24 protein-coding genes and 1 pseudogene are annotated in these 24,158 nt (G+C 59.2%); 13 read left to right on the forward strand and 12 right to left on the reverse strand.

Going from position 1 to position 24,158, the window contains the following annotated elements; translation table 11 throughout:
- Positions 1-1,164: a hypothetical protein gene (locus OIU37_RS17720; protein WP_264258186.1), complete on the forward strand. Its 1,164-nt coding sequence runs from the start codon at positions 1-3 to the stop codon at positions 1,162-1,164.
- 177 nt (positions 1,165-1,341) lie between these two features.
- Here OIU37_RS17720 and OIU37_RS17725 read toward each other — a convergent pair whose 3' ends face one another.
- From OIU37_RS17725 to OIU37_RS17770, 10 genes and pseudogenes are all read right to left on the reverse strand, one after another.
- Positions 1,342-2,826, reverse strand: coding sequence for a hypothetical protein (locus OIU37_RS17725; RefSeq protein WP_264258187.1), 1,485 nt, complete (start codon positions 2,824-2,826; stop codon positions 1,342-1,344).
- Positions 2,827-2,828: 2 nt separating this feature from the next.
- Entirely contained in the window at positions 2,829-3,323 is a 495-nt protein-coding gene (locus tag OIU37_RS17730; protein WP_264258188.1) for a hypothetical protein, read from the reverse strand.
- Entirely contained in the window at positions 3,316-5,556 is a 2,241-nt protein-coding gene (locus tag OIU37_RS17735; protein WP_264258189.1) for a hypothetical protein, read from the reverse strand. Before OIU37_RS17735 ends, OIU37_RS17730 begins: the two co-directional genes overlap by 8 nt.
- 4 nt (positions 5,557-5,560) lie before the next feature.
- On the reverse strand, positions 5,561-7,558 hold the full coding sequence (locus OIU37_RS17740) for a hypothetical protein (RefSeq protein ID WP_264258190.1): 1,998 nt from the start codon (positions 7,556-7,558) through the stop codon (positions 5,561-5,563).
- Positions 7,559-8,270: 712 nt separating this feature from the next.
- Positions 8,271-8,501: pseudogene (locus OIU37_RS17745) on the reverse strand (magnesium chelatase domain-containing protein); the annotation flags it as partial.
- Positions 8,502-8,676: 175 nt separating this feature from the next.
- Positions 8,677-9,624: a glutathione synthase gene (gene gshB / locus OIU37_RS17750; protein WP_264258191.1), complete on the reverse strand. Its 948-nt coding sequence runs from the start codon at positions 9,622-9,624 to the stop codon at positions 8,677-8,679.
- An 85-nt stretch (positions 9,625-9,709) separates the two neighbouring features.
- The gene (locus OIU37_RS17755) at positions 9,710-10,213 is read right to left on the reverse strand and encodes a cupin domain-containing protein (protein WP_151519483.1); all 504 of its coding nucleotides are present in this window, start codon (positions 10,211-10,213) and stop codon (positions 9,710-9,712) included.
- A 116-nt stretch (positions 10,214-10,329) separates the two neighbouring features.
- Positions 10,330-10,698: a YraN family protein gene (locus tag OIU37_RS17760; RefSeq protein ID WP_240604241.1), complete on the reverse strand. Its 369-nt coding sequence runs from the start codon at positions 10,696-10,698 to the stop codon at positions 10,330-10,332.
- Positions 10,688-11,605, reverse strand: a complete 918-nt coding sequence (rsmI, locus tag OIU37_RS17765; RefSeq protein ID WP_240604242.1) for a 16S rRNA (cytidine(1402)-2'-O)-methyltransferase — start codon at positions 11,603-11,605, stop codon at positions 10,688-10,690. Before rsmI ends, OIU37_RS17760 begins: the two co-directional genes overlap by 11 nt.
- Positions 11,598-11,771, reverse strand: coding sequence for a methyltransferase (locus OIU37_RS17770; RefSeq protein WP_168314398.1), 174 nt, complete (start codon positions 11,769-11,771; stop codon positions 11,598-11,600). Before OIU37_RS17770 ends, rsmI begins: the two co-directional genes overlap by 8 nt.
- Positions 11,772-11,864: 93 nt before the next feature.
- Here OIU37_RS17770 and dnaN point away from each other — a divergent pair, with 93 nt between their 5' ends.
- The 7 genes from dnaN to OIU37_RS17805 all read left to right on the forward strand — a co-directional run bounded on the left by dnaN (position 11,865) and on the right by OIU37_RS17805 (position 17,338).
- Positions 11,865-12,983 carry a DNA polymerase III subunit beta gene (gene dnaN / locus OIU37_RS17775; RefSeq protein WP_003555981.1) on the forward strand — a complete coding sequence of 373 codons (1,119 nt, stop codon included), beginning with the start codon at positions 11,865-11,867 and terminating at the stop codon, positions 12,981-12,983.
- Positions 12,984-13,037: 54 nt separating this feature from the next.
- A complete protein-coding gene (locus OIU37_RS17780) occupies positions 13,038-13,949 on the forward strand; it encodes a DUF72 domain-containing protein (RefSeq protein WP_264258192.1) in 912 nt (303 codons plus the stop codon).
- Between the two features lie 95 nt (positions 13,950-14,044).
- Positions 14,045-14,644, forward strand: coding sequence for a phospholipid N-methyltransferase PmtA (pmtA, locus tag OIU37_RS17785; RefSeq protein ID WP_171601878.1), 600 nt, complete (start codon positions 14,045-14,047; stop codon positions 14,642-14,644).
- On the forward strand, positions 14,645-15,226 hold the full coding sequence (locus tag OIU37_RS17790) for a histidine phosphatase family protein (RefSeq protein WP_171601879.1): 582 nt from the start codon (positions 14,645-14,647) through the stop codon (positions 15,224-15,226).
- 6 nt (positions 15,227-15,232) lie between these two features.
- A complete protein-coding gene (pyrF, locus tag OIU37_RS17795) occupies positions 15,233-15,940 on the forward strand; it encodes an orotidine-5'-phosphate decarboxylase (protein WP_171601880.1) in 708 nt (235 codons plus the stop codon).
- A 17-nt stretch (positions 15,941-15,957) separates the two neighbouring features.
- Positions 15,958-16,245: a DUF1330 domain-containing protein gene (locus OIU37_RS17800; protein WP_171601881.1), complete on the forward strand. Its 288-nt coding sequence runs from the start codon at positions 15,958-15,960 to the stop codon at positions 16,243-16,245.
- Positions 16,246-16,357: 112 nt separating this feature from the next.
- A complete protein-coding gene (locus OIU37_RS17805; protein ID WP_171601882.1) occupies positions 16,358-17,338 on the forward strand; it encodes a complex I NDUFA9 subunit family protein in 981 nt (326 codons plus the stop codon).
- Positions 17,339-18,024: 686 nt separating this feature from the next.
- Here the strand turns inward: OIU37_RS17805 and OIU37_RS17810 are convergent.
- Entirely contained in the window at positions 18,025-18,822 is a 798-nt protein-coding gene (locus OIU37_RS17810) for an undecaprenyl-diphosphate phosphatase (RefSeq protein WP_168308008.1), read from the reverse strand.
- 230 nt (positions 18,823-19,052) lie between these two features.
- On the opposite strand from OIU37_RS17810, the gene OIU37_RS17815 reads away from it, so the two are divergent.
- Genes OIU37_RS17815 through OIU37_RS17825 form a run of 3 tightly spaced genes read left to right on the forward strand, consistent with a single transcriptional unit; the run spans position 19,053 to position 21,784 of the window.
- Positions 19,053-19,745, forward strand: a complete 693-nt coding sequence (locus OIU37_RS17815; RefSeq protein ID WP_003544722.1) for a glutathione S-transferase family protein — start codon at positions 19,053-19,055, stop codon at positions 19,743-19,745.
- 12 nt (positions 19,746-19,757) lie between these two features.
- Positions 19,758-20,915, forward strand: coding sequence for a tRNA epoxyqueuosine(34) reductase QueG (queG, locus tag OIU37_RS17820; RefSeq protein WP_264258193.1), 1,158 nt, complete (start codon positions 19,758-19,760; stop codon positions 20,913-20,915).
- Positions 20,915-21,784, forward strand: a complete 870-nt coding sequence (locus tag OIU37_RS17825; protein ID WP_171601887.1) for an SDR family oxidoreductase — start codon at positions 20,915-20,917, stop codon at positions 21,782-21,784. Before queG ends, OIU37_RS17825 begins: the two co-directional genes overlap by 1 nt.
- A 229-nt stretch (positions 21,785-22,013) precedes the next feature.
- Here OIU37_RS17825 and OIU37_RS17830 read toward each other — a convergent pair whose 3' ends face one another.
- Positions 22,014-22,250: a hypothetical protein gene (locus OIU37_RS17830; RefSeq protein WP_264258505.1), complete on the reverse strand. Its 237-nt coding sequence runs from the start codon at positions 22,248-22,250 to the stop codon at positions 22,014-22,016.
- Between OIU37_RS17830 and OIU37_RS17835 the strand changes: the two genes are divergently transcribed.
- Positions 22,192-22,554, forward strand: a complete 363-nt coding sequence (locus tag OIU37_RS17835; RefSeq protein WP_018244428.1) for a septal ring lytic transglycosylase RlpA family protein — start codon at positions 22,192-22,194, stop codon at positions 22,552-22,554. The genes OIU37_RS17830 and OIU37_RS17835 overlap by 59 nt on opposite strands.
- 144 nt (positions 22,555-22,698) lie before the next feature.
- Positions 22,699-23,988 (forward strand): RsmB/NOP family class I SAM-dependent RNA methyltransferase, encoded by a 1,290-nt coding sequence (locus OIU37_RS17840; protein WP_264258194.1) that lies wholly within the window; start codon positions 22,699-22,701, stop codon positions 23,986-23,988.
- The last annotated feature ends 170 nt before the right edge of the window (positions 23,989-24,158 follow it).

Consider the following 24,158-nt stretch of genomic DNA (forward strand, 5'->3'; position numbering starts at 1 on the left):
ATGATCGATCTCAGCACGATACGTCAGGAACTTGTACGCGCCGTCGCCGCCACCGACGCGGCGATACATGTGCGGGCATTCAGTGCTTGGATTCACGGTGACGTTGACCGGCTGTCACAGGAGGTTTCGCGCGCGTTAGCTGCCTCGGAAAACAATATGCTCCCCGAGCAAGTCGCTGCTTTTGGCTACGGCAAGACGTGCGGTCTCCTGTCCGATGCCCAGAACAACCTTCTTTTGAACGAGATCCAGCAGTTCTCCGGGCGGAAGTTCTTCAGCACAGGCAGGCCACTGCGTGTCGAAATCGATGGGATTGCGCTGCTCGGTATGGCGCTCGTGGTCAGGGAGTTCCTCGACCGGACCTGGTTGAGCGACCTGCTGTCCCGCTCGGCCAAGGAGGTTGGCGACAACGCCTGGGCGCTGGGACTCGTCTCGGCGGCAAGATATCTCATTGGAACCGGACCGGCGCCGCAGGATCCGGCCGATCTTGCATTCGCACTGGCGCTCCGTGGAATCGGAAGCGCAAACGATGGTTTGGCGACAAGCGCCTGGCAGATTGCTTCACAGCTTCCGTCAAGTCCCAACCTCGGCCTCGACATGCTCTCGGTTCGTCTCTCAGCGTTTGACGGCGTCGTCGCAAGAAGCTCTCATGTACGGATTGTCGGCCCCGGGTTCGATGATCTGCTGCTGGCTCTTCGGGGTGTTCCTCGGGCAATGAAACACTGGGCATTCGAAACGAAGCCGCGGACTCCGCGATCAGAGATCGCCGTCTGGCACGTCGAGAACGAGTACCATGTACAGGCGCTTCTTTGGACGATCCTCGCACCGATCTTTCCGGACCTCGAAGACGAGGAGAACCTCCCTTCGGTCGGGCATAAGCGGCCCAGGGTAGATCTAGCGGTTCCCTCGATCAGGACTCTGATCGAAGTGAAGTACATGCGCGGAGGCGCGCAGTCCGATTTTGCGAAAGTCATCGATGAAGTCGCCGCCGACGCCTCTCTCTATCTCAGCACCACGAAGGCATTCGACAAGATCGTTGCGTTCGTGTGGGACGACTCGGCTCATTCAGAACAGCACCACGAACTGCAGTCCGGCCTCGCGAGAATAAAGGGAGTCGAGGCCGCCGTGGTGGTGTCGCGACCAGGTCGAATGGGCAGGCAAAGCTGACGATGGCCCTTCCTCGCCTCTAACCGACTGCGTTTCCGCCAGCGCTGGTCGCCTGCCACCGCTAGGTCTTTTCGATCTCGGTTGTTAGATCCTTCCGGTACGCGATGACGGTGCATTGGCAGGGCAACGGAGGCTAGACAGCGATTACCAAGCGCACGACATCCGGGCTCTTCCTCGCTAGCCGTTCTCCAAAGTTTTGACGGCGTTGAAAAGATTCGGTTCCGCTCGGGATGGGATCGACATTCGATCCGCCCACTGACGGAGCTCCCTTGCGACGTCCCTCCCGTTGGTGCCTTCCAGAGCATCTGAAAGGCCTCTCATGACGGCCGCATCGTCTGAATCACGAACCAAGACGGGCTCCCCCGCCCAGGCATACTCATTGGACGCGATGTTGTTGAGGTAGCTATTGATCGCCTCGTCACTCATATGACCAAGGTACTTGCGAGCAATGGCAATGATAACATTAGGCTGCCAAGCTCTACCGTTGGCGCCCCTGTCTCTGAGATACAAATCTCGCACGACGCTTTCGCAAAACGTTGCTCGAAGACGGTGTCCGCTTCCTGCGATTTTGCAATCCCGGAATATCAGCGCGATCTTGTTGCTGATCGCATCGGCGGTAAGGAATTTGGAGCCAGTTATTTTGTTTGACAGGAACACGTTGTCTGGAGGGTCGTAGGAATATTTCTGCCTTTTTTGCTCGATGAAGCGCCTGCGTTCGTTGAGGATGTAATCCACTAATTCGATCGCGATTTTAATGGGGATGGGCGCAAGGCGCTGTATCGAGCCTTTCTCAATGACCGGCACGAACAGGTATGTTCGTCCCAGTTGCAGCATCTTGTTCAAGCATTCGACAATTTCGAATTGAGAATCATTTAGACGGTGCCCCTTTCTAAGGGCCGAGGCCAGACCGGCTTTCATGAAAGCCGTTTCCACAGCCATGGCGCCGAAAAAGCCACTCAGGGTGAGCGACTCACATCCTCCAGCCCGCAATCCACCGAACCTGAACAGCGAAGCTATTAAGTAATACGAGTGAACATGAAAGGAGCGATGGGCCTTGGCGGTGGCTTTGATTATTTCCGTCGCCTCTTCCGGTGTGGGCGTCGGCCTGAGATGGCGAAGCCTAGGATTCTCCGAACGTGGATAGGCGAAGGCCGGCTGCTTTTCGTCTTGCCCTTCCTGCTCACGATAGCGAACTCTGCCCAGCGCCCTCCTGCGGACGTCGCCGAGTGTTTCTCCCGGCCCGCCCTCCAAGCACACATCATATTCGTCCTTTAGGAACTTATAGAACGATAGAATAGTGTCCGCCTTGGCTGCGGTCGTTTCATCGAAATTTGTTTGTGGGTCGGTGCCAGGAAATCGAACCACATTGCCGTATCGTGTTCCTCCAGAGATGATGAAATCTCTCAGGTCGTCGACATCGGCCCCGCGATAATCCACGCGTTTCAGATAGAGAAAGTCCCACCACTGACACAGCGACCGCCCGTCTGCTTCGACCGTGCGCCAGGATTTACCTCGGTTGAAACGCCTATCGAGTAGAAAGGCATTTACAGGAAGTATCAAGCCTTCGCGGGGATTATAGCAGACAGCTTGCTTCCTAACAGTAGAATTACCTTTGGATATTGATTCGATAAATCCAACTTTAGTTTCAACAAAATTATTCATTACTATAAGATATCCCACTCTCGACGGAGATACTTGCTATCAGGTATTTTTCTCTTTATCTCTTTTCTGAATTCAGTTGCAATAAGTTGTAATCTCGATATTTGAGACATTAACTCAAAATTCAAATGCTTCAAATCCTTGTTCGCCTTTTTGATAATTTCTGGATCTCCGGCCTCTTTGAAATTCTTTAGTCTGTCCCTCACAGATTCGAACTGTATCATCAAATCTACTAGCGGCTTTTGTAGAGGGTCGTTTTTTTTGGGGGACGTTATCCCAGGGTCCGAAAACTTGAAGATGCTCCGGGCGGGATCATCCCAATTGCGGAGTTCTTTCCTTGTCTTAGGCCAGAAATCATCTGTCTTCCGTCGGAGGCGCTTCCAGGTCGCAAGAATCTCTTCCATGCGAGCAATCTTGGCTGCCAAGGTCTTTTCAATGAAAGGCCGCTTCTCCTCACGCGGCAGACGTTTCGCTCGAGCTGATGGCGGATCTTCAGGCATCATATTTTCCTGTGTGAATGACTATAAGCCGCTGCCGTTCCCGCAATAGTTCCTGCTGGCCAGCGCTGGCAAACTCCATCGCCGCGTCCACCTCACCTAGAGCATCGTCCCAATAGTTCTGGAACTCCGGGAGTCGAGCTTGGTGCGGACACTGCAAGCAGCCAATATCATCCGCAAAATCGAATGCCGGTCCGGTCGCCGCCTGGGGTGCAGCTCCTGTGAGGCGCTGCTTCAGCAGAAGGCAATTCGCATTGCGGACGTCCTGCAAGTTCCCCTCCAAACCGCATAGACCGTGACCCTCTGGGTGAGCCTTCAGCCGGACTGAGGCCGCGAGGGCATTGAGAGCTACTTCAAAACCCTCCGCCCCCCTCTCTGCCTGGGAAAGCTGTAGCGAGGAGTTGAACCGGTTCTGTATCTCCTTGACCTGCGCAGTGATCAGCTTTCCCATGGGGCCAGCCATCGTCTCTCCAGATGCCACCCTACGCAAAACATCTCTCACGAATGCCAGGCGACCGCTTTCAATGGTAGCCAGGCGATCGATCGCCGCTTTCGCCGCTGGGCTCTTCCGTGAATTTTCGGCATTGCTCTCATCCCAGATCCGCAGCATGTCCTTGGCCTTGGTCGTGATGTAGCCCATTGTCGTCTCAGGATTGAAGTGACGGTACTGGAGACTCAAGGCGATGAGAGACGGGAACGAATATCTCCAGAAATATGTGACGCCGAAAAATTTGCGAAGTTGGTGTGGGGCGAACGCCCAGAAGCCCTCGCCCTTTACCTCTGGGACGCGAGCCCAGGCGCTGAATTTCTTTAGTCCAGTAGCGAGATCAAAGCTGTAACTGCGACCAGAAAAACCACATTGGAAATCGAATAGAAAATCTCCTGGTGGCGAAGGACGAATCGCTCTCAGTTTCCTTAGGACGTCGACAGCAGCTTTGACAGAGCGTGGAACGGGAACCCGGTCCACCTGACCCCGCCCCTTTTCGATAAGGGTCTTAAGCCATAGATTTCCGTTTTCATCAGCCTCGATACAGTCGGGCTTCAAAGACATTGCTTCTTCTGCTCGTCGCGCGGAAAAGGCGGTTATGATGATCGCACATGCGGCGGGAAGGATCTCGTATGTCAGCGTTCTGAGATCGATGCCTTCATCTTCCGGGCTGCGTCGCGGCTCCCTAAACGCTAGCTTCAGGTCCGGAAAACCAAGAGCCTGAAGCTTACCGGCTACGCTATTCGCTGCGATAAGAGCATGCGGAACTCCACGCTCAGACAATCCGGCGTTGGCAATTTCGATGATGTCTGAAGCGCACTCATCTAAGACTAGAGTGAGCGCGGCATTGATGAGCCAGCTAGTTTGATATGCGGGAGGATCATCGGTGACTTCGCTTCGCCTTGTCCATCCCTTTATCGCTGCAGCAACCTCCTTTTTATTATGATAGATTTTGCAGCCTATGGGATCGTGATTCAGCTTTTCCCTGAAATACCAAAGGTGATGCCAAACAGCTACCTTCTTGTAAACGGTGTTCTCGTTAGGATCCTCGTTTCCCTCAGCCCGCGGCATTTGTAGACCGCGGCGCCCGTGCCTTGTACGCAACAATCCCACGTCGTTGAAGTAGGCGTCCAGAACGCTGCGGGCCTCGGGGGTTATCGAGTTGCCGTGTGAAACTCCCATCAAGCGAGCGAGACGGAGGCCATCAACACGGCCATTTTCGTTGAGTGGGACCTGAAGTGCATTCTGCCGGAAAGCCTGAACCAGTCGGCTGGCCTGAGGCTCCATCTGTAAAAGACCTTCACTGCCCCCTTCCTTCAACGAGTCCACGTACTCTGCATGCCATTCCTTTGTCAGATCGGCATTGAACATTATACCGCGGGCCAGCCGCCAGCGGGTGAACTGCACCAAGTGTTGGTATTCGCGTTCAGCGGAGGCAGCCACTCGGGCCCAGCCCAGTGGCTTCGGCTCTTGCACAAAGAACACAAATCTTTTGGCTGTGATCAGATCGTGCTCCAGCACCGGGTCCGTGAGGAGCAACTGGTCAGGCCAGCCCGTTAGGGGAACATCGAAATCGATCTCTTCTTCTGTAAAGCGCTTCGTCTCGGGATCTTCGGTTTCGATAATCCATTTGTTCTCCAGGAACGAGCCGCTCTTGAGCCAGCGCCGGTGTGGAAGAACTGAGATCGCCTCATAATGCCGTTGACCAGCATGAAGGCCGTTGTGACGAGGGGTGGCTAGCCTGGACATCAAATCACCAAAGACATGGTACCGTCGCCTTGCCTTCTGAGAGTTTCGCATCGATATCACTGCATATTCGCTCAAAAGCGCTCCAGAACCTGCTCTCCTGAATCTTGAGGATGTAACTGTCGACAATAGCTGTCCAGGGAAGCCACACCCGTAAGAAGCGGGAGGGGTTTGTTGACAGCATGCGCTCTGCACGCCGTTCCAGTCCCAGCTTCGCCAAATAGAGCTCAGCCATGGATTTATCGGAGATACGCAGCACCCTCGCGTTCTTGTCGATGAGAGGCAGTTCCTCAGTGTCCTTCTCTTCGGACGGAGACGTCCGCGGCGACTTGCGGTCGACCTGCGCAAACTGCAGACCAGACTCCAATCCGAGTAGCTTTCGCCGATGCAGCTCCTGCTCGTTGATCCCCAGGACTTTCGCGGCATGAGGGATTCCGTAAAGTGCAATCGCTTCCCATTTATCCGCAAATTTCCTGATCATTTCCTCTAGGACCGCCTTGGCTCCGTTCTTGTCGAGATAGAAGAACGGCATGAACCCGTCGGAGTGGTTCCCTAGCTCCTGGTTCATCGCCAGCCCGAAATCGTCCATTTCAGCACTTCGGTTTAGTGCGGTCCGCCGAATAACCATCCTGGTTATACGCAATCCTCCAATCAGGGCGTTCTTCGCCTGACGCTGTAGGAAGGCCGGCCACCATTCAGAGTCAATCGATTGGAGGCGTGATCTTATCGTGGGCTCCAAGGGGCGCTGAAAGATCCATAGCCTATCGCGATCAGTCTTTCTGATCTGTGGGCTGGAACGCAGCATGCTCGTCATCTCCAGCCACTGCTCGATAACTCGCTTTGCGGAGATTTGCTCGCCAACTTTTTTTGGCAGCCAACCTCCTTCATCCACGAGAGGAGCGTCGACCTCATTCTGTTTACTGTTCCGGGCACCATTTTTGCGGTTTTTGGTGCTCGTCGCTGTGACGAGCTCAAATCGGCCGCGCCTCTCCCTTCCCGAGATAGCGTTGATCTTCAGGTCTTTGCATGGCTGACTGTTGAACGCCGAATCGATGATCACAATATGGAACGCTGCATTCAATGCCACGGCAGTCGCCTGGATATGGCCTTGGATCCATAATGGATCCCCGACGCTCTTCATCAGCGTCGCCAACTTCCGACTCTTCACCACCAGCCCCCGGTGAAGGGTAGCCGAAACCAGCTTAAACACGAGGCCTTCGTATAGATCATCGTCAATGCCGAGCCTACTCCGGAACCACTCTCTGACGTCCCCTTTGGCCTGGTTGCACTCGCCTAATAGGGAGATGATCGCTGCTTCATCCGGAAGCCGGGGATCTTCCTGAAGTCTTTTGCCCCGAAGGAAGCGGTCGTACTCAATGCTAAACTCCTCGCAGAGGCATCGCCGGAGCTCCATCAACATATCGGCATTATGCTTGACGAACGCTTCCGCTGCTTGAAGGCGCCCGAGATGGGTCGTGGAGAACCTCCCTGCTTCTCTAGCGAGAGTTGCCAGAGTCGGCGTCCGCGCCTCCTTGTCTTCGGGAAGTCCAGCACTGAATGTAAACTTTGGAGCGAAGCCAACCCTGGAAAAGGCACCCAGGACAGATTTTATAGTATCTATTTCTGAATTTATCGAACTTGGACTGCTTATTGCACCAAACGAAGTGTCATTTCCGTCGCACAACGCGTCAAAGGTATTTGACAAACACTGCTCTAAGTCTTCCGTCTCTGGAATTTTCCCTCGGAATAAACTGTAGCAACGATGTATCCTGCCTTCAGCACTTTGTGGATTTACTATTCCTTTTTCTCCTATAACGAGAAAAAATCTCACCATTCGCTTGAAGTAAGCGTAACTCGTTGCAGGGGAATATTCCGAGGACCCATAGATAGTGCGCCACACCCTCGCGAAACTCGTACAAAAATCCGATCCGTAGAGCAGAAGAAGGGGCGTGAGGTGGTACCGAGTCGGGTGACCTTGAATCTGAAAGACGAACGTCTCGTTCACGTTGATCTCTGAATCCTTTCACAGGGAGGCAAATCCATCACCGACCGCACGGAGGCGAATCCATGAGCTCCTCCAAACAATGTCTAATCAAGGATCCAGTCCTTGAAATCCACCATCCTGAATCAATCTTAGAAGAGATCGAATCCTTGAATGTATAGAAACGAATCCTTTCACGTATTAAATCACACAACGATAATCTCGCATTCAATACGTTCATCATCACTACGACAAATCACGCGGTCAGCTCCTTATCAATACCTCCGAATCGCCCCGCGACGATCACATAAATACAGATATACGCGAAAAGACAATGATTTTTCTATAGGTTGCCACGCGCTATCTCTCTGGAGGTAGAGGTGACCCCAGTGCCGTCTTTGCGGATGCCACAGAAGGATCTTCCGCGTTGGTCGGGTGTCGGGTGGGGCGGGGAGATTGCGCACATTCGTGAAACCCGTCTTGAGGACCCACTTACGTTCGCTGGGTCGACAGCAGAGGCAACTTTACGTTAGGCAGCCGAAGGCCGCCCCCGAGGTTGTTGCCTCAGATGCCCGAAATGCCTGCCAAGTTTCTGGAAAGAGCACCAGCTTTCACAGGAGTCTTTCGGCAGTTGCTCCGTATGTCTCATTATTTTGTATGGAGACGAATATCGGTGAATAGCCCTACGCCGCAGGCGGTTCGCCTCCATACAAAAAAACTAATGTGGCTTTGGCACCCCTTCCTTCGGCAGGTCGGCAGGCGCCAGATTGACCGTCACGCGCTTGGCCGGCAGCGCCAGGCCGGAGGCGTGGAGGGCCGCCTGCACGCGCTCGCGGCTTTCGGCAACCGCCTTGTCGGGCAGACCGACGATCTGCATGCCGACCTTGCCGGGAGCGACCATGACCTGGACCTCGACCGGCACACCTTCGATGCCCTGAAATGCCACCGTACTGACACGCGCGACCATATGCCCATCCCTTGTCCCGCAAACTCTTATACCGCCCCCGGCCGTTCAGGGCCAGCGGTTGCAATCTGGCATGGAAGCTGGAATAAAACAAGAACAATCAAAGAACATAGTCAGGCATCCGCTGTGACCTTGGTTGTGCTCGGTCGCGGGACCACAACGGTCATGGGCGGCTCGCTCAGCCGCGCTTGCGCTCGATCGCATCCCAAAGCAGCGCTGCTATATCGGCGCCGCCGAACTTCTTGACCTCGCGGATGCCTGTGGGCGAGGTGACGTTGATCTCGGTCATGTAATCGCCGATCACATCGATGCCGACGAGCAGGAAGCCGCGCTCCCTCAGCGCCGGGCCGATGCGGGTGCAGATTTCCTGTTCGCGCGGCGTCAGTTCGGTCGCCTCGGCGCGGCCGCCGACATGCATGTTGGAGCGGCTGTCGTGTTCGGCCGGCACGCGGTTGATGGCGCCCGCGAATTCGCCGTCGACCAGGATGATGCGTTTGTCGCCCTTGCGCACGTCGGGCAGATATTGCTGGGCGATGAAGGGCTCGCGGAAAAGCTGGCCGAACATTTCCAGCAACGAAGAGAGGTTGCGGTCGTCGCGGGTCGAATGGAAGACGCCGGCGCCGCCATTGCCGTAGAGCGGTTTCAGGATGATGTCGCCCATCTCGTCGCGGAAGCGGCGGATCTCGGCGGCATCCTTGGTGATCAAAGTCTTCGGCATCAGGTCGGAGAATTCGGTGACGAAGATTTTTTCCGGCGAATTGCGCACCCAGGCCGGATCGTTGACGACGAGCGTCTTCGGATGGATGCGCTCGAGCAGATGCGTCGAGGTTATATAGGCCATGTCGAAGGGCGGGTCCTGGCGCAGCAGCACGACGTCCATGGTCGAGAGATCGACGCGCTCGGGCGTGCCAAGCTCAAAGTGATCGCCCTTGACGTCGCGCAGCAGCATCGGCTCGACGCTGGCATAGAGCTTGCCGTCGCGAAAGCTCAGGCGCTCGGGGGTATAGTGGAAGAGCTTGTAGCCGCGCACTTGGGCTTCCAGGCTCATGGCGAAGGTGGAATCGCCTGCGATATTGATGCCGGCGACATGGTCCATCTGGACCGCTACATTGGTGATCTTGGCCATTTCCATCCCTCGCTGAATGCCGGACAGATGTAGGTCGGCCAGATATCAAACGCAACGGGCAATCAAGGGCTTCCGGTCGCAGTTTTCAGGCAGCGATGCCCTGGTTGCCGTTGTTGCGCAGCATGTTGCGGAGGCGGTAGGCGATCGCCAAGGGCTTCGGGAAGGGCTTGCGCAGGAAGGCGACCTTGCGGACGTAATTGTCGACCCGCCAGCTCGCCCAGGTTCCACCGGCGAAAAAGGCGACGTCGCCGGCGCAGAGCGTTCGTTCGGTGCCGTCCTCGGCAGTGATATGGACCTCGCCTTCGAGGATCATCACCGTCTCGTCCCAGCCGAAATACCAGCGGAATTCGCCCGCCGTGCAATCCCAGATCGCCGTCAGCGAGGCCTCGTCATGGCCGCGCGAATGTTCGGCGGTGCGGGCCTGCGGATTGCCGCTGACGATCCAGTCCGGATTGATGGGCGTGGATTTAAGCGGCAGCAGATCGCTCGCATGCGCCACGAAGGATTTTCCGGCCGGCTTCGCCACCGCATACGGCACCGAGCGCGCGGCCATGGCGACCGCACTTGCAAGCATCAGCTTCCAGGCCATGAAACAACCCCCAATTGTTATCCCTACCAAGACCGCGATAGCAGAGAGTCGTAAGGACCTGGTTCAAGCGGGAGCTAAAATTTTAACGATCCGGAAATCCGATGGGTCGAAAGAGGTCAGAAGGCATCCGGAAAGTGCCGCGGCAGCCGGCCGGGCATGATCGCGACGATATCATAGCGCTGGGAAAGGCGGGCCTGATCCGCCTGGCGGGCGAGCCAGAGATCGCTTGCCGCCCGTATCCGCTTCTGCGAGGCGACAGAGACGGCATCGACCGCCGCGGCCTCGCCATGGCGGGCCTTGACCTCGACGAAGACGGCGAGATCGCCCTTGCGGGCGATGATGTCGATCTCGCCGAGCCTGGTGCGGTGGCGCAGCGCCAGGATGCGGTAACCCTTCAGCATCAGGAAGGCGGCCGCGACATATTCCGACATGCGGCCCCGGCGCAGCGCCTTCCTTCTGATCGCGGTGAGATCACTATCGCCCATCGGCGTTCTTGATCTCCAGCAGGCGCTGATAGAGGACCTTGCGCGGCAGGCCGGTGAGGCGGGCCGCCTCGGTCGCGGCGCCTGCCGTCGGCATGGTCTTCGACAGGTCGGCCAGCATGGCGTCGACATCGGCCTCATCCGTCTCGACCGGCTCCGGCGGACCGATCACGAGGACGATCTCGCCCTTGACGTTTTCCACCTGCTGATAATGCGCCGCAAGCTCCGCAAGCGTGCCGCGGCGGAACTCCTCAAATGTCTTGGTCAGCTCGCGGCAGACGGAGGCGGGCCGCGTGGGCCCGAGCACATCGGCGGCAGCCAGAAGCGTTGCGCCGATGCGATGCGGCGATTCAAAGAAGATCAGCGTCGCGGGTACTGCGGCAAGTTCACCGAGACGGTCGCGGCGGGCCTTGTCCTTGGCCGGCAGGAAACCGGCGAAAAAGAAAGCATCGTTCGGCAGGCCGGAGCCGACAAGCGCTGCGAGCGGGGCGGAGGCGCCGGGAATGGGAATGACGCGGTAACCTGCCACTATCGCCTGCTGCGCCAGCCGATAGCCAGGATCGGAGACCAGCGGCGTGCCGGCATCGGAAACCAGCGCCACCGAACGCCCGGCTTCGAGCGCCTGCAGCAGCCTGGGACCGGCCTCGTCGGCATTGTGCTCGTGATAGGCGAAGGGGCGGTTCTGGATGCCGTAGCGGTCAAGCAGCACGCGGGTGACGCGCGTATCTTCGCAGGCAAGCACGTCGGCGCCGGCCAGCGTTTCGAGCGCCCGCAGGGTGATGTCGCCGAGATTGCCGATGGGGGTGGCGACGAGATAGAGCGCCGACTCCAGCGGCCGTGCCGGCACCGTTGCATTGTGCAGGCGGAAGCTTCGCCAGCTGGCGGCGTCCGCTGTCGTTTCCTCATTCATGCCATTTGCTTTCGTCCCGCCGGCTCGTCGCCGGCATCGAACCCTTATGGGCGAGCCGCACCGCTTCGGCAAGGGTTTGGATTTCTGTGAGCATTGCTCTGGAAAACCGCAAATGCAGGGGTGCCGGCGTCCATGCCTCTTGCAAAGCAATGCTGAAGTCTGCCATTTTGCCCGTCCACTCCCCCGGCCGCAAGCCGGGACAGCATTCTTCGGGTGCTCGACGCGCCCGGACAGTCACGGTCGAAAGCGGTAGCATCCCATGCGTATTACTATTGAGCGGTCAAACCTGTTGAAATCGCTGAACCACGTCCACCGCGTGGTCGAACGTCGCAACACGATCCCGATCCTGTCCAACGTATTGCTCAAGGCCGACGGCCAGAAGCTCGACATGAAGGCGACCGACCTCGACCTCGAAATCACCGAGGCGACACCAGCAAGCGTCGAGCAGCCCGGCGCAACCACCGTTCCGGCCCATCTTCTCTACGACATCGTGCGCAAGCTTTCCGACGGCTCGGAAGTGCTGCTTGCCACCAGCCCCGATGGCGGCGCGATGACCGTGCAGTCCGGCCGCTCGAAATTCTCGCTGCAGTGCCTGCCGGAATCGGACTTCCCTGATCTCACAGCCGGCACCTTCACGCATTCCTTCAAGCTGAAGGCGACCGATCTGAAGATGCTGATCGACCGCACGCAGTTCGCGATTTCGACGGAAGAGACGCGTTATTATCTCAACGGCATCTTCTTCCACACGATCGAGAGCAATGGCCAGCTGAAACTCAGGGCGGTTGCGACCGACGGCCACCGGCTGGCGCGCGCCGATGTCGATGCGCCCTCCGGCTCCGAGGGCATGCCCGGCATCATCATTCCGCGCAAGACGGTCGGCGAGTTGCAGAAGCTGGTCGACAATCCCGAAACGACGGTGACCGTCGAGGTTTCCGACGCCAAGATCCGGCTGACGATCGGCTCGATCGTCATGACCTCGAAACTGATCGACGGCACCTTCCCGGATTATCAGCGCGTCATCCCGACCGGCAACGACAAGGAAATGCGCGTCGACTGCACGAGCTTCGCACAGGCCGTCGACCGTGTCTCGACAATCTCCTCCGAGCGTGGACGCGCCGTCAAGCTGGCGCTTTCCGAGGGGCAGTTGATGCTGACCGTCAACAATCCAGACTCCGGCAGCGCGACTGAGGAAGTCGCCGTCGGCTACGACACGGATGCGATGGAAATCGGCTTCAACGCCAAATATTTGCTCGACATCACCGCCCAGCTTTCCGGCGAGGAAGCGATCTTCCTGCTTGCCGATGCCGGCTCGCCGACACTGATCCGCGACACGGCTGGCGACGATGCGCTCTACGTGCTGATGCCGATGCGCGTCTGACCGGAACGAAGGCCGCCCGCTGCCGTTTTTCCTCCTGTCAAAACGGAGGATCTCATGGCCAAAAAGACGGGAGCGGTGCGTATCGGCATATCCGGCTGGACCTATGCGCCCTGGCGCGGCCAATTCTACCCGGAGGACTTGCCGCAGAAGCAGGAGCTTTCCTACGCCGCCCAGCACTTCCGGTCGATCGAAATCAACGGCACATTCTACAGCTTGCAGCGGCCCGAAAGCTTCGGCCGCTGGCGGGATGAAACGCCGGATGATTTCGTCTTCGCGGTCAAGGGACCGCGCTTCATCACCCATATGCTGCGGCTGCGCGATATCGAGACGGCGCTCGCCAATTTCCTCGCCTCCGGCCTGCTGCGGCTTGGCCCCAAGCTCGGGCCGATCCTCTGGCAATTCCCGCCGAACATGGCCTTCGATCCTGATCTTTTCGAGAATTTCCTGGCGTTGTTGCCGCATAATGGGGAAACGGCGGCAGACCTGGCCCGGCGGCACGACGGACACGTCAAGGGGCGAGCCTGGCTTGAAAGCGACGGGCACCAGCCGATCCGCCACGCGCTCGAAATCCGCCACGAGAGTTTCCGCTCGCCGGCTTTCATCGAGATGCTCAGGCGTCACAAGGTCGCGCTTGTCTGTGCCGATACGGTGAAATGGCCGCTGCTGATGGATATCACCGCCGATTTCGTCTATTGCCGCCTGCATGGCTCCGAAAAGCTCTATGTCAGCGGCTATGAGGACGAAGCACTCGACATCTGGGCGCAACGCATCCGCGCCTGGGCCACGGGCGGAGAACCCGAGAATGCGACGCGGGTGCTGGCGCCTCTACCGGCGTGCAACAAGGGCCGCGACGTCTATCTCTATTTCGACAATACCGACGTGAAGCTGCGTGCTCCAGTCGACGCCGATCACTTGAGCGAAAAGCTCGCCGATCTCATGCCGGGTTCAGCGCCGAAAGCTGCATGAACTGTTGACGCCGATGTTCTTGTTGCGAAAATCCTTGTCCCTTAAGCGACAAGCGGCATATTAAGGCATTCGATCAACATGCAGATGGGTGGAGAATGCGCTTACGGGTCAAGGTGAAGGAACGGCTGGGCAAGAAGTTCGACGACGAGATCCGCTTCTTCCGAGGCATGATGCAGGGGCCGAAGACGGTGGGCTCGATCGTACCGACCTCCTCGATCACGGCGAAGCGCATGGCAAGCGTCATCGACACCAATTCCGGCCTGCCGGTGCTCGAACTCGGACCGGGCACCGGCGCCATCACCAAGGCCATTCTCGGCCGCGGCGTGAGGCCGGAAAATCTGGTCGCGATCGAATATTCGACGGATTTCCACCAACATCTGCTGCGGACCTATCCCGGCGTGCACTTCATCAACGGCGACGCTTTCGATCTCAAGACCACGCTCGGCGATTACGGCGACCGGACATTCGATTGCGTCATCTCGTGCATTCCGCTGCTGAACTTCCCGATGGCAATGCGGGTCTCGCTGCTCGAAAACCTGCTCGATCGCCTGCCTGCCGGGCGGCCGGTGGTGCAGATTTCCTACGGCGCGATCTCGCCGATCGCTGCCAACGCCGATCGTTACAGCATTCATCATTTTGATTTCGTCGTGCGCAATATTCCTCCAGCTCAACTCTGGATCTATCGGCGAGGATAAGTGTTCGGACTCTATATCACCCACCCCCAGGTCAAAATCGACCCACAGGTTCCCGTTCCCAAGTGGGGTCTCTCCGACATCGGCGCTGAGCGTGCCCGTAAGGCTGCGTCGAGCAATTGGGCGAAACGGCTGACCCGCATCATCTCCAGCGACGAGACGAAAGCGATCGAAACCGCGGAAATCCTGGCCGAAGCCGCGGGCGTGACAATCGAGATCGTGCATGGCACGCATGAGAACGATCGCTCTGCCACGGGCTTTCTGCCGCCGGACAAGTTCGAAGAGGCAGCCAACTGGTTCTTCGCTCACCCGCAGGAGAGCTTCAGGGGCTGGGAGCGGGCCGCCGATGCGCAGGCCCGCATCGTCGCGGCCGTCAACACCGTTCTGGCCACGCATGATGCGGCAGCACCGATCGCCTTCGTCGGCCATGGCGGCGTCGGCACGCTGCTCAAATGCCATCTGGCGGGCAGGCCGATTGGCCGCGACCGCGACCAGCCTGGCGGCGGCGGCAATCTCTATGCTTTCGGTCTTGCGGATCGGCGCTTATCATGCGACTGGACACCCATCGAAGACTGGCAGGGGTGACTTCAGATGGACGCACGCGAGCGGTTGATCGTCGGCCTGGATGTTCCAACGATCGGCGAGGCGGAAAGACTGGTTTCCACGCTCGGCGACGACATTCTCTTCTATAAGATCGGCTATCAGCTGGTCTTTGCCGGCGGCCTGGAATTCGCCCGCGATCTTGCCGCAAGCGGCAAGAAGATCTTTCTCGACATGAAGCTGCTCGACATCGACAACACCGTTGCCTCCGGCGTCGAGAACATCGTCAAGATGGGCATGTCGATGCTGACGCTGCACGCCTATCCGAAAGCGATGAAGGCGGCGGTCGAGGCCGCGTCCGGCTCCGGCCTCTGCCTGCTCGGCGTGACCGTGCTGACCTCGATGGATGCCGATGACCTTGCCGATGCCGGCTACAGCCAGGATCCGCACAGCCTGGTGCTGCGCCGCGCCGAACAGGCGCGCGCCGCCGGCATGGGCGGTATCGTCTGCTCGGCGGAGGAAGCGGCTGCGGTGCGCGAGATCGTCGGACCCGACATGGCAATCGTCACCCCCGGCATTCGCCCTGATGGTAGCGACAAAGGCGACCAGAAGCGGGTGATGACGCCTTTCGACGCGCTGAAGGCAGGAGCGACGCATCTTGTCGTCGGCCGGCCTGTCGTCAAGGCGCCGGATCCCCGCGATGCCGCCCGCGCGATCCTCAGCGAAATGGTGAGCGCGCTCTGGCCGGCAAACCGCTAAATTAAAGGGAGAAGACCATGGCCAAAGGATACTGGATCGCCCGCGTCGACGTTCGCGATGCCGAGCGCTACAAGGATTACGTGGCGGCGGCCAAGCCGGCCTTCGAAAAATATGGCGCCAATTTCCTGGCGCGCGGTGGCGCCTTTACCGAACTCGAGGGCAAGGCGCGCGTCCGCAACGTGGTGATCGAATTCCCCTCGATGCAGCATGCCGTCGACTGCTATAATTCGCCGGAATACCAGGTCGCCGCGAAAATCCGCCAGGAAGTCGCGGATGCGGAAATGGTCGTCGTCGAGGGCGTCTGATCGACGTCACATCTTAAAAAACTGACGGCGTGATGGGCCTTCCCGTCGCGTCGGGATTCGGCTAAGACGAGAGCCAATTCAGCATCCCGCAAAGCCTTTCGAGGAGCCTGCCATGACCCTTGCCAACCTGCCGCCGCTCGTCACCGTGTTCGGAGGGTCCGGCTTCGTGGGCAGGCACGTGGTTCGGGCGCTGGCCAAGCGCGGCTATAACATCCGCGTCGCAGTGCGCCGTCCCGATCTCGCCGGCTTCCTGCAGCCGCTCGGCAATGTCGGCCAGATCTCCTTCGTGCAGGCGAACCTGCGCTACCGCAGCTCGATCGACCGCGCCGTCGACGGTGCGAGCCACGTCGTCAACTGCGTCGGCATTCTGCATGAGACCGGCCGCAACACTTTCGACGCCGTGCAGGAATTCGGCGCTCGTGCGATTGCCGAAGCGACGCGCGGCGCAGGTGCGACGCTGACGCATATTTCGGCGATCGGCGCCGACGCGAAATCCGATTCCGACTATGGCCGCACCAAGGGTCGCGCCGAAACGGCCATCCTCTCAATCAAGCCCGATGCGGTGATCTTCCGTCCGTCGATCGTCTTCGGACCGGAAGACAGCTTCTTCAACAAGTTTGCCGAGATGGCGCGCATATCGCCGATCCTGCCGCTCGTCGGCGGTGGCAAGACGAAATTCCAGCCTGTCTATGTCGAGGATGTCGCCGAGGCCGTCGCCCGCGCCGTCGACGGCAAGGTTGCCGGCGGCAAGGTCTATGAGCTTGGCGGGCCTGAGGTGCTGAGCTTCCGCGAATGTCTCGAAACGATGCTGAAGGTGACGTGCCGCAAGAACCCGCTGGTATCCCTGCCCTTCAGCATCGCTTCGATGATCGGCAGCATCGCCTCGCTGGTCCCCTTCATAACGCCGCCGATCACGCCGGATCAGGTGCGCCTGCTGAAGCGCGACAACATCGTCTCCCGGGAAGCTGAGGCGGAAGGCCGCACGCTGAAGGGCCTCGGCATCGCGCCCACCATGGTGGCATCGGTGCTCGGCTCCTATCTCGTGCACTATCGTCCGCACGGCCAATACACCGGCACCGGCAAGGCCGCCTGACCATCTTTTCCACATGATGAAACTTGGCCGTCTGCGGATGTCGCGGGCGGCCTTTTGACGTTGCCGTGTCCCGCAAAGCCCGGCGCAAGTTTGAAGTGTTCTGGTGCTCGGCATATTCAGTAGCGTTGCATAAAAGACGCATCGGAATTTTTGTGGAATTAACGCCAAATTTAGCAGGAACGTTTATTGCTATTTGTCATTCCACTGACTACCAAACCCGCGCGTCTTCCAACGGACTCAACGCCTGCGAAAAGCGTGCGGCAATCACTGTGAAAGGCATTTCTCGATGGGCAAGTCAATCGCGCTCCTGTTTGCGTGTGCGGCGCTGGTTATCCTTGCAGGCTCTTTCGTTGCGCCCGGTTCGGTCGCGGCGGTAAAGGGCGATTGCTCGCCGGCCTACGGCGTCGATCCTTGCTCTACGGCTTCGATCATCCATTGACGAAAAGGCCGGCCCTGCGCCGGCATCCTGCTCCAAGCAAGCAGTCGATCGGAACGCCTTAAACAGCGCGCTCCACAATGAACGTCAGCCACGCCTGCTTCAAGCGGCGGCGGACGCTTATCCTCTCAATATCGCCTATCTGAAAGATTGGCGGCTTCTGCCGGCAACAGAGTGTCTGTTCGCGGAGTCCGACGGGGCATTTGCATTCGCGCCAGGAGTTGCGCGAATGCAATGCGGGACGGATGTCTCAGGCAATGAAGCCGGTCGCGGCCATGCCGAGCAGCAAAACACCGAGAATGATGCGGTAGATGGCAAACAGCGTAAACCGGTTGCTTCTGATATAGGCCAGCAGCCATTTGACGGCGATGAAAGCGACGATCGTGGACACGACGAAGGCGATGCCGAGCGCCGTCCAGTCTTCGCCCGCCGCTCCGCCATCCCTGAACGTCTTCAGCAATTCATAGCCGCTTGCGGCGTACATTGTGGGTATGCCGACGAGAAAGGCGAATTCGGTCGCCGCGGCGCGGTTGCCCGTGCCTGCCAGCATGGCGACGAAGATCGTGGCGCCAGAGCGCGACGTTCCCGGGAAGACGCCGGCAACGATCTGGGCGATGCCGACTAGGATGGCGACAAGCCAGGTGATCTCTTTATGGGGCGGCCTGCGCGCAGCGGCCCACTCGGCAAAGATCATCCAGATACCGCCGATGATGAGCGCCCAGGCGATCGGTGTCGCGGTCTCCGGCAGTTCAAAGCCGAGCTTCTTGACGACCAGTCCGAGAATGGCGGTGATGAGAAAGGCGACGATCAGCTTGGCCGCATAATCGCGGTTGGCAGGGTCGCGCCAGCCAAGCACCAGATCCACCAGACGACGCCAGTAAATGATGGTGACGGCGAGGATGGCGCCCGCCTGAATGACGATATTGAACATGTCCGACCGGTGGCCGAGCCATTGTTCCGCAATGATCAGGTGGCCGGTGCTCGAGATCGGCAGAAACTCGGTGATCCCCTCTATGATACCGAGAATGATAGCACTGATATAATCCATACATTGTCTCCGGTTTAAAGTTCGGCCGGGCCTGAGCGCTTGGGTCGATCAGGTCGCCGCTTCCATTCGTTCATTAGACCGTGTTTCGCCATCGTCAGATGGGGTAAAATCCGATTCGCTTGTATTGGCGGGGCCAAGCTCCTATAGCTTCAACCAATGAGTCATGACTAGGGCGCTATAATTGAGCTGCCACACAGTCCTGTAACAGCAATCACAAAGCTCGAGTATCGATGCCCACGCTTTATCATCATCCCATGTCATCCGCATCTCGCTTCGTCCGGCTGATCCTGGCGGAATACGGCTATCAGGCGGATCTGATCGAGGAGCAGACATGGGAGAAGCGCCGGGATTTCCTGGCGCTCAATCCGGCCGGCACGCTGCCTGTCTATGTTGACGACAGCATGCGCGCGCTTTGCGGCGCGAGCGTTATTTCCGAATATCTGGACGAGACGCACGGCGTCTTGAAGCGCGACCGGCGGCTGCTCGCCGAAGACCCTTTCCAGCGGGCGGAAATCCGCCGGCTGACCGAATGGTTCATGCAGAAGATGGAAAATGACGTGACCAAGCCGCTCGCCCGCGAGCGTGTCTATAAGTTGCAAATGACCGCCGATCAGGGCGGCGGAGCGCCGGATTCGAAGGTTCTGCGCACGGCCCGCGCGAATATCCGCCAGCATATGCGCTATCTCACCTGGCTTGCCGGCTCGCGCCAGTGGCTGGCGGGCGAGCGGATGAGCTATGCCGACCTTGCCGCCGCGGCCTCGATCTCGATCCTCGATTATCTCGGCGAGATCGAGTGGGCGGATTCGCCCGTCGTCAAGGACTGGTACCAGCGGCTGAAGTCGCGTCCATCCTTCCGGCCGATGCTGACCGAGCGCGTGCGCGGCCTGACACCGGTTTCACACTATGCCGATCTGGATTTCTGACGAGGGCTCTTCATGCCCGAACCTGACAATGACGACAAAGAGCGCCGCCGCCGCGACAATTTGACCGAGTTCGTCCGGTCGGAATCTGCCGCCAAGGGCTTCGATCTCTGCCGCATCACGCGCCCGGACGCGATCCCCGAAGCCAAGGAGCGCCTCGGCCAGTTCATCGATGCCGGGCGCCACGGGACCATGGACTGGATGGCGGAGACGAGCGACCGGCGCGGCGATCCGCTGACACTCTGGAGCGAGGTGCGCTCCGTCGTCGTCTTCGGCCTGAATTACGCCCCGGAAGAAGATCCCCGCGGCATTCTCGACAAGCCGGACAAGGCAGCGATTTCGGTCTATGCCCGCAACCGCGATTATCACGACGTCATCAAGGGCCGGCTGAAGGAGATCGCCACGCGCTTTGCGGCGCGAGCGGGCGCCGATGTGAAGGTCTTCGTCGATACGGCGCCGGTCATGGAGAAACCGCTGGCGGCGGCAGCCGGACTCGGCTGGCAGGGCAAACACACCAATCTCGTCAGCCGCACGCACGGTTCCTGGCTGTTTCTCGGCACGATGTTCACCACCGCCGATCTTGCCATCGATGCGCCGGAGAGCGATCATTGCGGCTCCTGCCGCGCCTGCCTCGACATCTGTCCGACGGCGGCCTTCCCGGCGCCTTATCAGATCGACGCGCGGCGCTGCATCTCCTATCTCACCATCGAGCACAAGGGACCGATCGATGCCGATTTGCGCGCGCTGATCGGCAACCGCGTCTATGGCTGCGACGACTGTCTTGCCGCCTGTCCCTGGAACAAGTTCGCAAGTTCCGCCTCCGAGATGAAGCTCAAGGCGCGGGAAGATCTGAAGGAGCCGTCGATCGCCTTTCTGCTGACACTCGACGATGCCGCCTTCCGTGCCTTTTTCAGCGGCTCGCCGGTGAAGCGGATCGGCCGCGACCGCTTCGTCCGCAACGTGCTGATCGCCGCCGGCAATTCCGGCGAGAAAGGGCTCATCGGGCAATGTCGAATGCTTTCGGGCGATCCCTCACCCGTGGTACGCGGCATGGCGGTCTGGGCGCTTTCGCGGCTGATGGAGGCTGGCGAATTCTCAGTCTTTGCCGCACAAAGGGCGGATGAGAGAGATGACGACGTCCTGAACGAATGGCGATTGGCGGGAGTGGGCTGATGCATGTGATGATCTTTGGCTGCGGTTATTCCGGCACGGCAATCGCCAAGGCCTTTGCCGGCGACGGCGTGTGCGTTTCCGGCACGACGCGCTCGCCAGACAAGATGGAAGCGCTTAGCCGGAACGGCATAGAGGCATTCCTTTTCGACGGCGAGAGCATGGAAGACGGGCTGCGCCAGGCTTTGGACGGCGTTACTCATCTGGTGCAGTCGATCGCCCCTGGAAAGGCCGACCCGCTGCTGCGGCTGCTTGATAAAGACAGCGCACGCCTGCTGCCAAAGCTCGAATGGATCGGTTATCTCTCCACCGTCGGCGTCTATGGCGATCACAAGGGCGCCTGGGTGAGTGAGGAAACGCCGTGCGTGCCCGTTTCCGGGCGATCGAAGGAGCGGCTCGAGGCGGAAGACGGCTGGCTGGCAATGGGCCGGGAACGCGGCGTGCCGGCGGCGGTGCTGCGCCTTTCCGGCATCTATGGGCCGGGCCGCAACGCCTTCTGCAATCTGGACAAGGGCACGGCGCGACGGCTGATCAAGAAGGACCAGGTGTTCAACCGCATCCGCGTCGAGGATATCGGTACGGCGACACGCTTCCTGTCGGAGCGCGGTCTCGGCGGCATCTATAATGTCACCGACGACCGGCCCGGCCCGCCGCAGGATGTGATCGTCGAGGCAGCCCGCCTGATGGGCGTCGAACCGCCACCCGAGCAGGCGTTCGAGACCGCCGAACTGACGCCGATGGCACGCTCCTTCTATGGCGAGAACAAACGCATCTCGAATGCGAAACTCAAGGCCACCGGCTTCGAATTCTCCTTCCCGAACTATCCGATGTCGCTTGCGCAATTGTGGCAGGACGGGCGCTGGCGTGGTTAGAACGCAGTCCTGTTTGCGACGCAATGCGCTCACCCAAAATGAGTAGGAAATTCCAACTTTCCCGCTTTGGTCGGACAATTTTCGCCGCATCTTATGGTTAACGGCCTTTAAATTTGCCCAAATGTGGCAGCAAATATGGCGAAATCGGAAAAATATTTTCGCGATTTTCGTGAACGCTAAGGCGTTAACTATCCCTTCGGAAAATTCGTTCGGATTTTAGCTGATTTTATTAGGTTTTTTCCACATTTGGCGGTGGCATGGATTCCTGAGATTCCATCACCGCCCTCACGAATGTTACAGTTTGTAATATTCCGTGAACTTGCCCGGCACTTTTTCGCCACTTTTTCACAGATTTAAGCCCCGCCGCCTGCAAGGGCGTGAGTTCAATAGTTGAGGGATACTCTGTTTTGAAGAAAATACGTCGTTCTATTATCGTTGCCGCAACTATTGCCGCCTGTTCTTCCATGCTTCCGGCGGAAGGTTTTGCTGCAAATGGCTGTGGCGGTGCTTCATGGTACGCACTTCGCTCCAAAACTGCTTCCGGGGAACGTATGAACCCTGCCATCTTGACTGCCGCACATCGTTCGCTTGCTTTCGGCACCAAGGTGAAGGTCACCAACCGCAACAATGGCCGCACCGTCGTCGTTCGCATCAACGATCGTGGTCCGTTCATCCGAGGTCGTGTGATCGACTTGTCGCGCGCCGCCGCCCAGAATATCGGCATGGTGAGCTCCGGCACTGCGAAGGTCTGCTACCAGGTCATCAGCTGAGGCCACCACTGACTGCGCCGGAAGCGGCGCTTGCTCTTGCCGTCAATCGCGGTTACCACCCGGTTGAGACTTGTGAACAATCCACTGCGTGACCATCGCGTTTGCGCTGATCGTTCACATGCCATGGCAACAGGAGACATGTGAATGCGTCTGGGCGGCCGCCTCGAAGGGGCGATTTCTGTGCTCGCGGACATCGATGCCCGCACGCGGCCCGTCGCCGACGCGCTGAAGGACTGGGGCCTCGCGCACCGCTTCGCCGGCTCCGGCGATCGTGCTGCGATCGGCAACATCGTCTATGACGCACTGCGCATGCGGCTTTCCCATGCCTGGCTGATGGATGACGACAGTGCCGCGGCCATTGCCCATGCCGTCATGTTCCGCCAATGGGGTTTCACCCCGGATAGCCTTGCCAGTGAGCTGGCGGATGACAAGTTTGCGCCGGCGCCGCTTTCGGCCGACGCTGTTGCGGCCTTTCAAAGCCGCTCGCTCGACGATGCGCCGCCGCATATCCGCGGCGATATTCCCGAATGGGTCCAATCCTCCTTCGAACAGGCCTTTGGCGCCGGCTGGCTCGCCGAGGCACAGGCGCTCGCCGCCCGCCCGACGCTCGATCTGCGCGCCAACCTGCTCAAAGCCTCCCGCGACAAGGTCGTCAAGGCGCTCGAAAGAGCTGGCGCGCATGCCGCGAAGATCGCCCGCCACGGCATCCGGATTGCCGCCGGCGAAGGCGCCTCGCGTCTTCCCAACGTGACAGCCGAGCTTTCGTTCCAGAAAGGCTGGTTCGAAGTTCAGGACGAGGGATCGCAGATCGTCGCCGACCTGGTCCTCGCCCATGATGGCGAACAGGTTCTCGACTATTGCGCCGGCGGTGGCGGCAAGACGCTCGCCATGGCGGCGGCCATGCAGAACAAGGGACAGGTTCACGCCTATGACGCCGACCGCAAACGGCTGGCGCCGATCATCGAGCGGCTGAAGCGGGCAGGCACACGCAATGTCCAGGTGCATGACGACGCCAGGGCGCTCTCCGCCCTTGCCGGACGCTGCGACAAGGTGCTGGTCGACGCGCCCTGCACCGGCACCGGCACGTGGCGCCGCCGCCCCGATACGAAGTGGCGGCTGACGGCGAAGAACCTCGACGAACGCACCGCCCAGCAGCAGGAAGCGCTGGCGCAGGCGAGCGACTTCGTCAAGCCTAGCGGCGAACTGATCTACGTGACCTGCTCGGTGCTGCCCCAGGAGAACGAGGAACAGGCGCGCCGCTTCACGGCCGCCAATCCTGATTTTCAGATCGTCAGCGCCCTGCCTGCTTGGGATCAGCTCTTCGGAAAGGACGCCCCGCGTCCGCATTCTTCCGACGGACTGACGGTGACGCTGACGCCCGCCTCCACCGACACGGACGGCTTCTTCTTCTGCCGTATGCAGCGGAAGGGCTGAGGCGGTTTCCGCGGAGGCCTGTGACGGATAGCGATGCCGCAGCGAAATGGCGCGGTTGCTGCGAATTTTTCAAGCAGATACCGTTCAAAAATGACCGGTTAGCCGCGCCTGTCCATTCTTAAAATCATTCCAAACTAGAGTGTTTGACACCAGTTTGCTTTTGCGCGAAG

The sequence above is a fragment of the Rhizobium sp. BT-226 genome, assembly GCF_025847085.2.
GTDB lineage: Bacteria > Pseudomonadota > Alphaproteobacteria > Rhizobiales > Rhizobiaceae > Rhizobium > Rhizobium sophorae.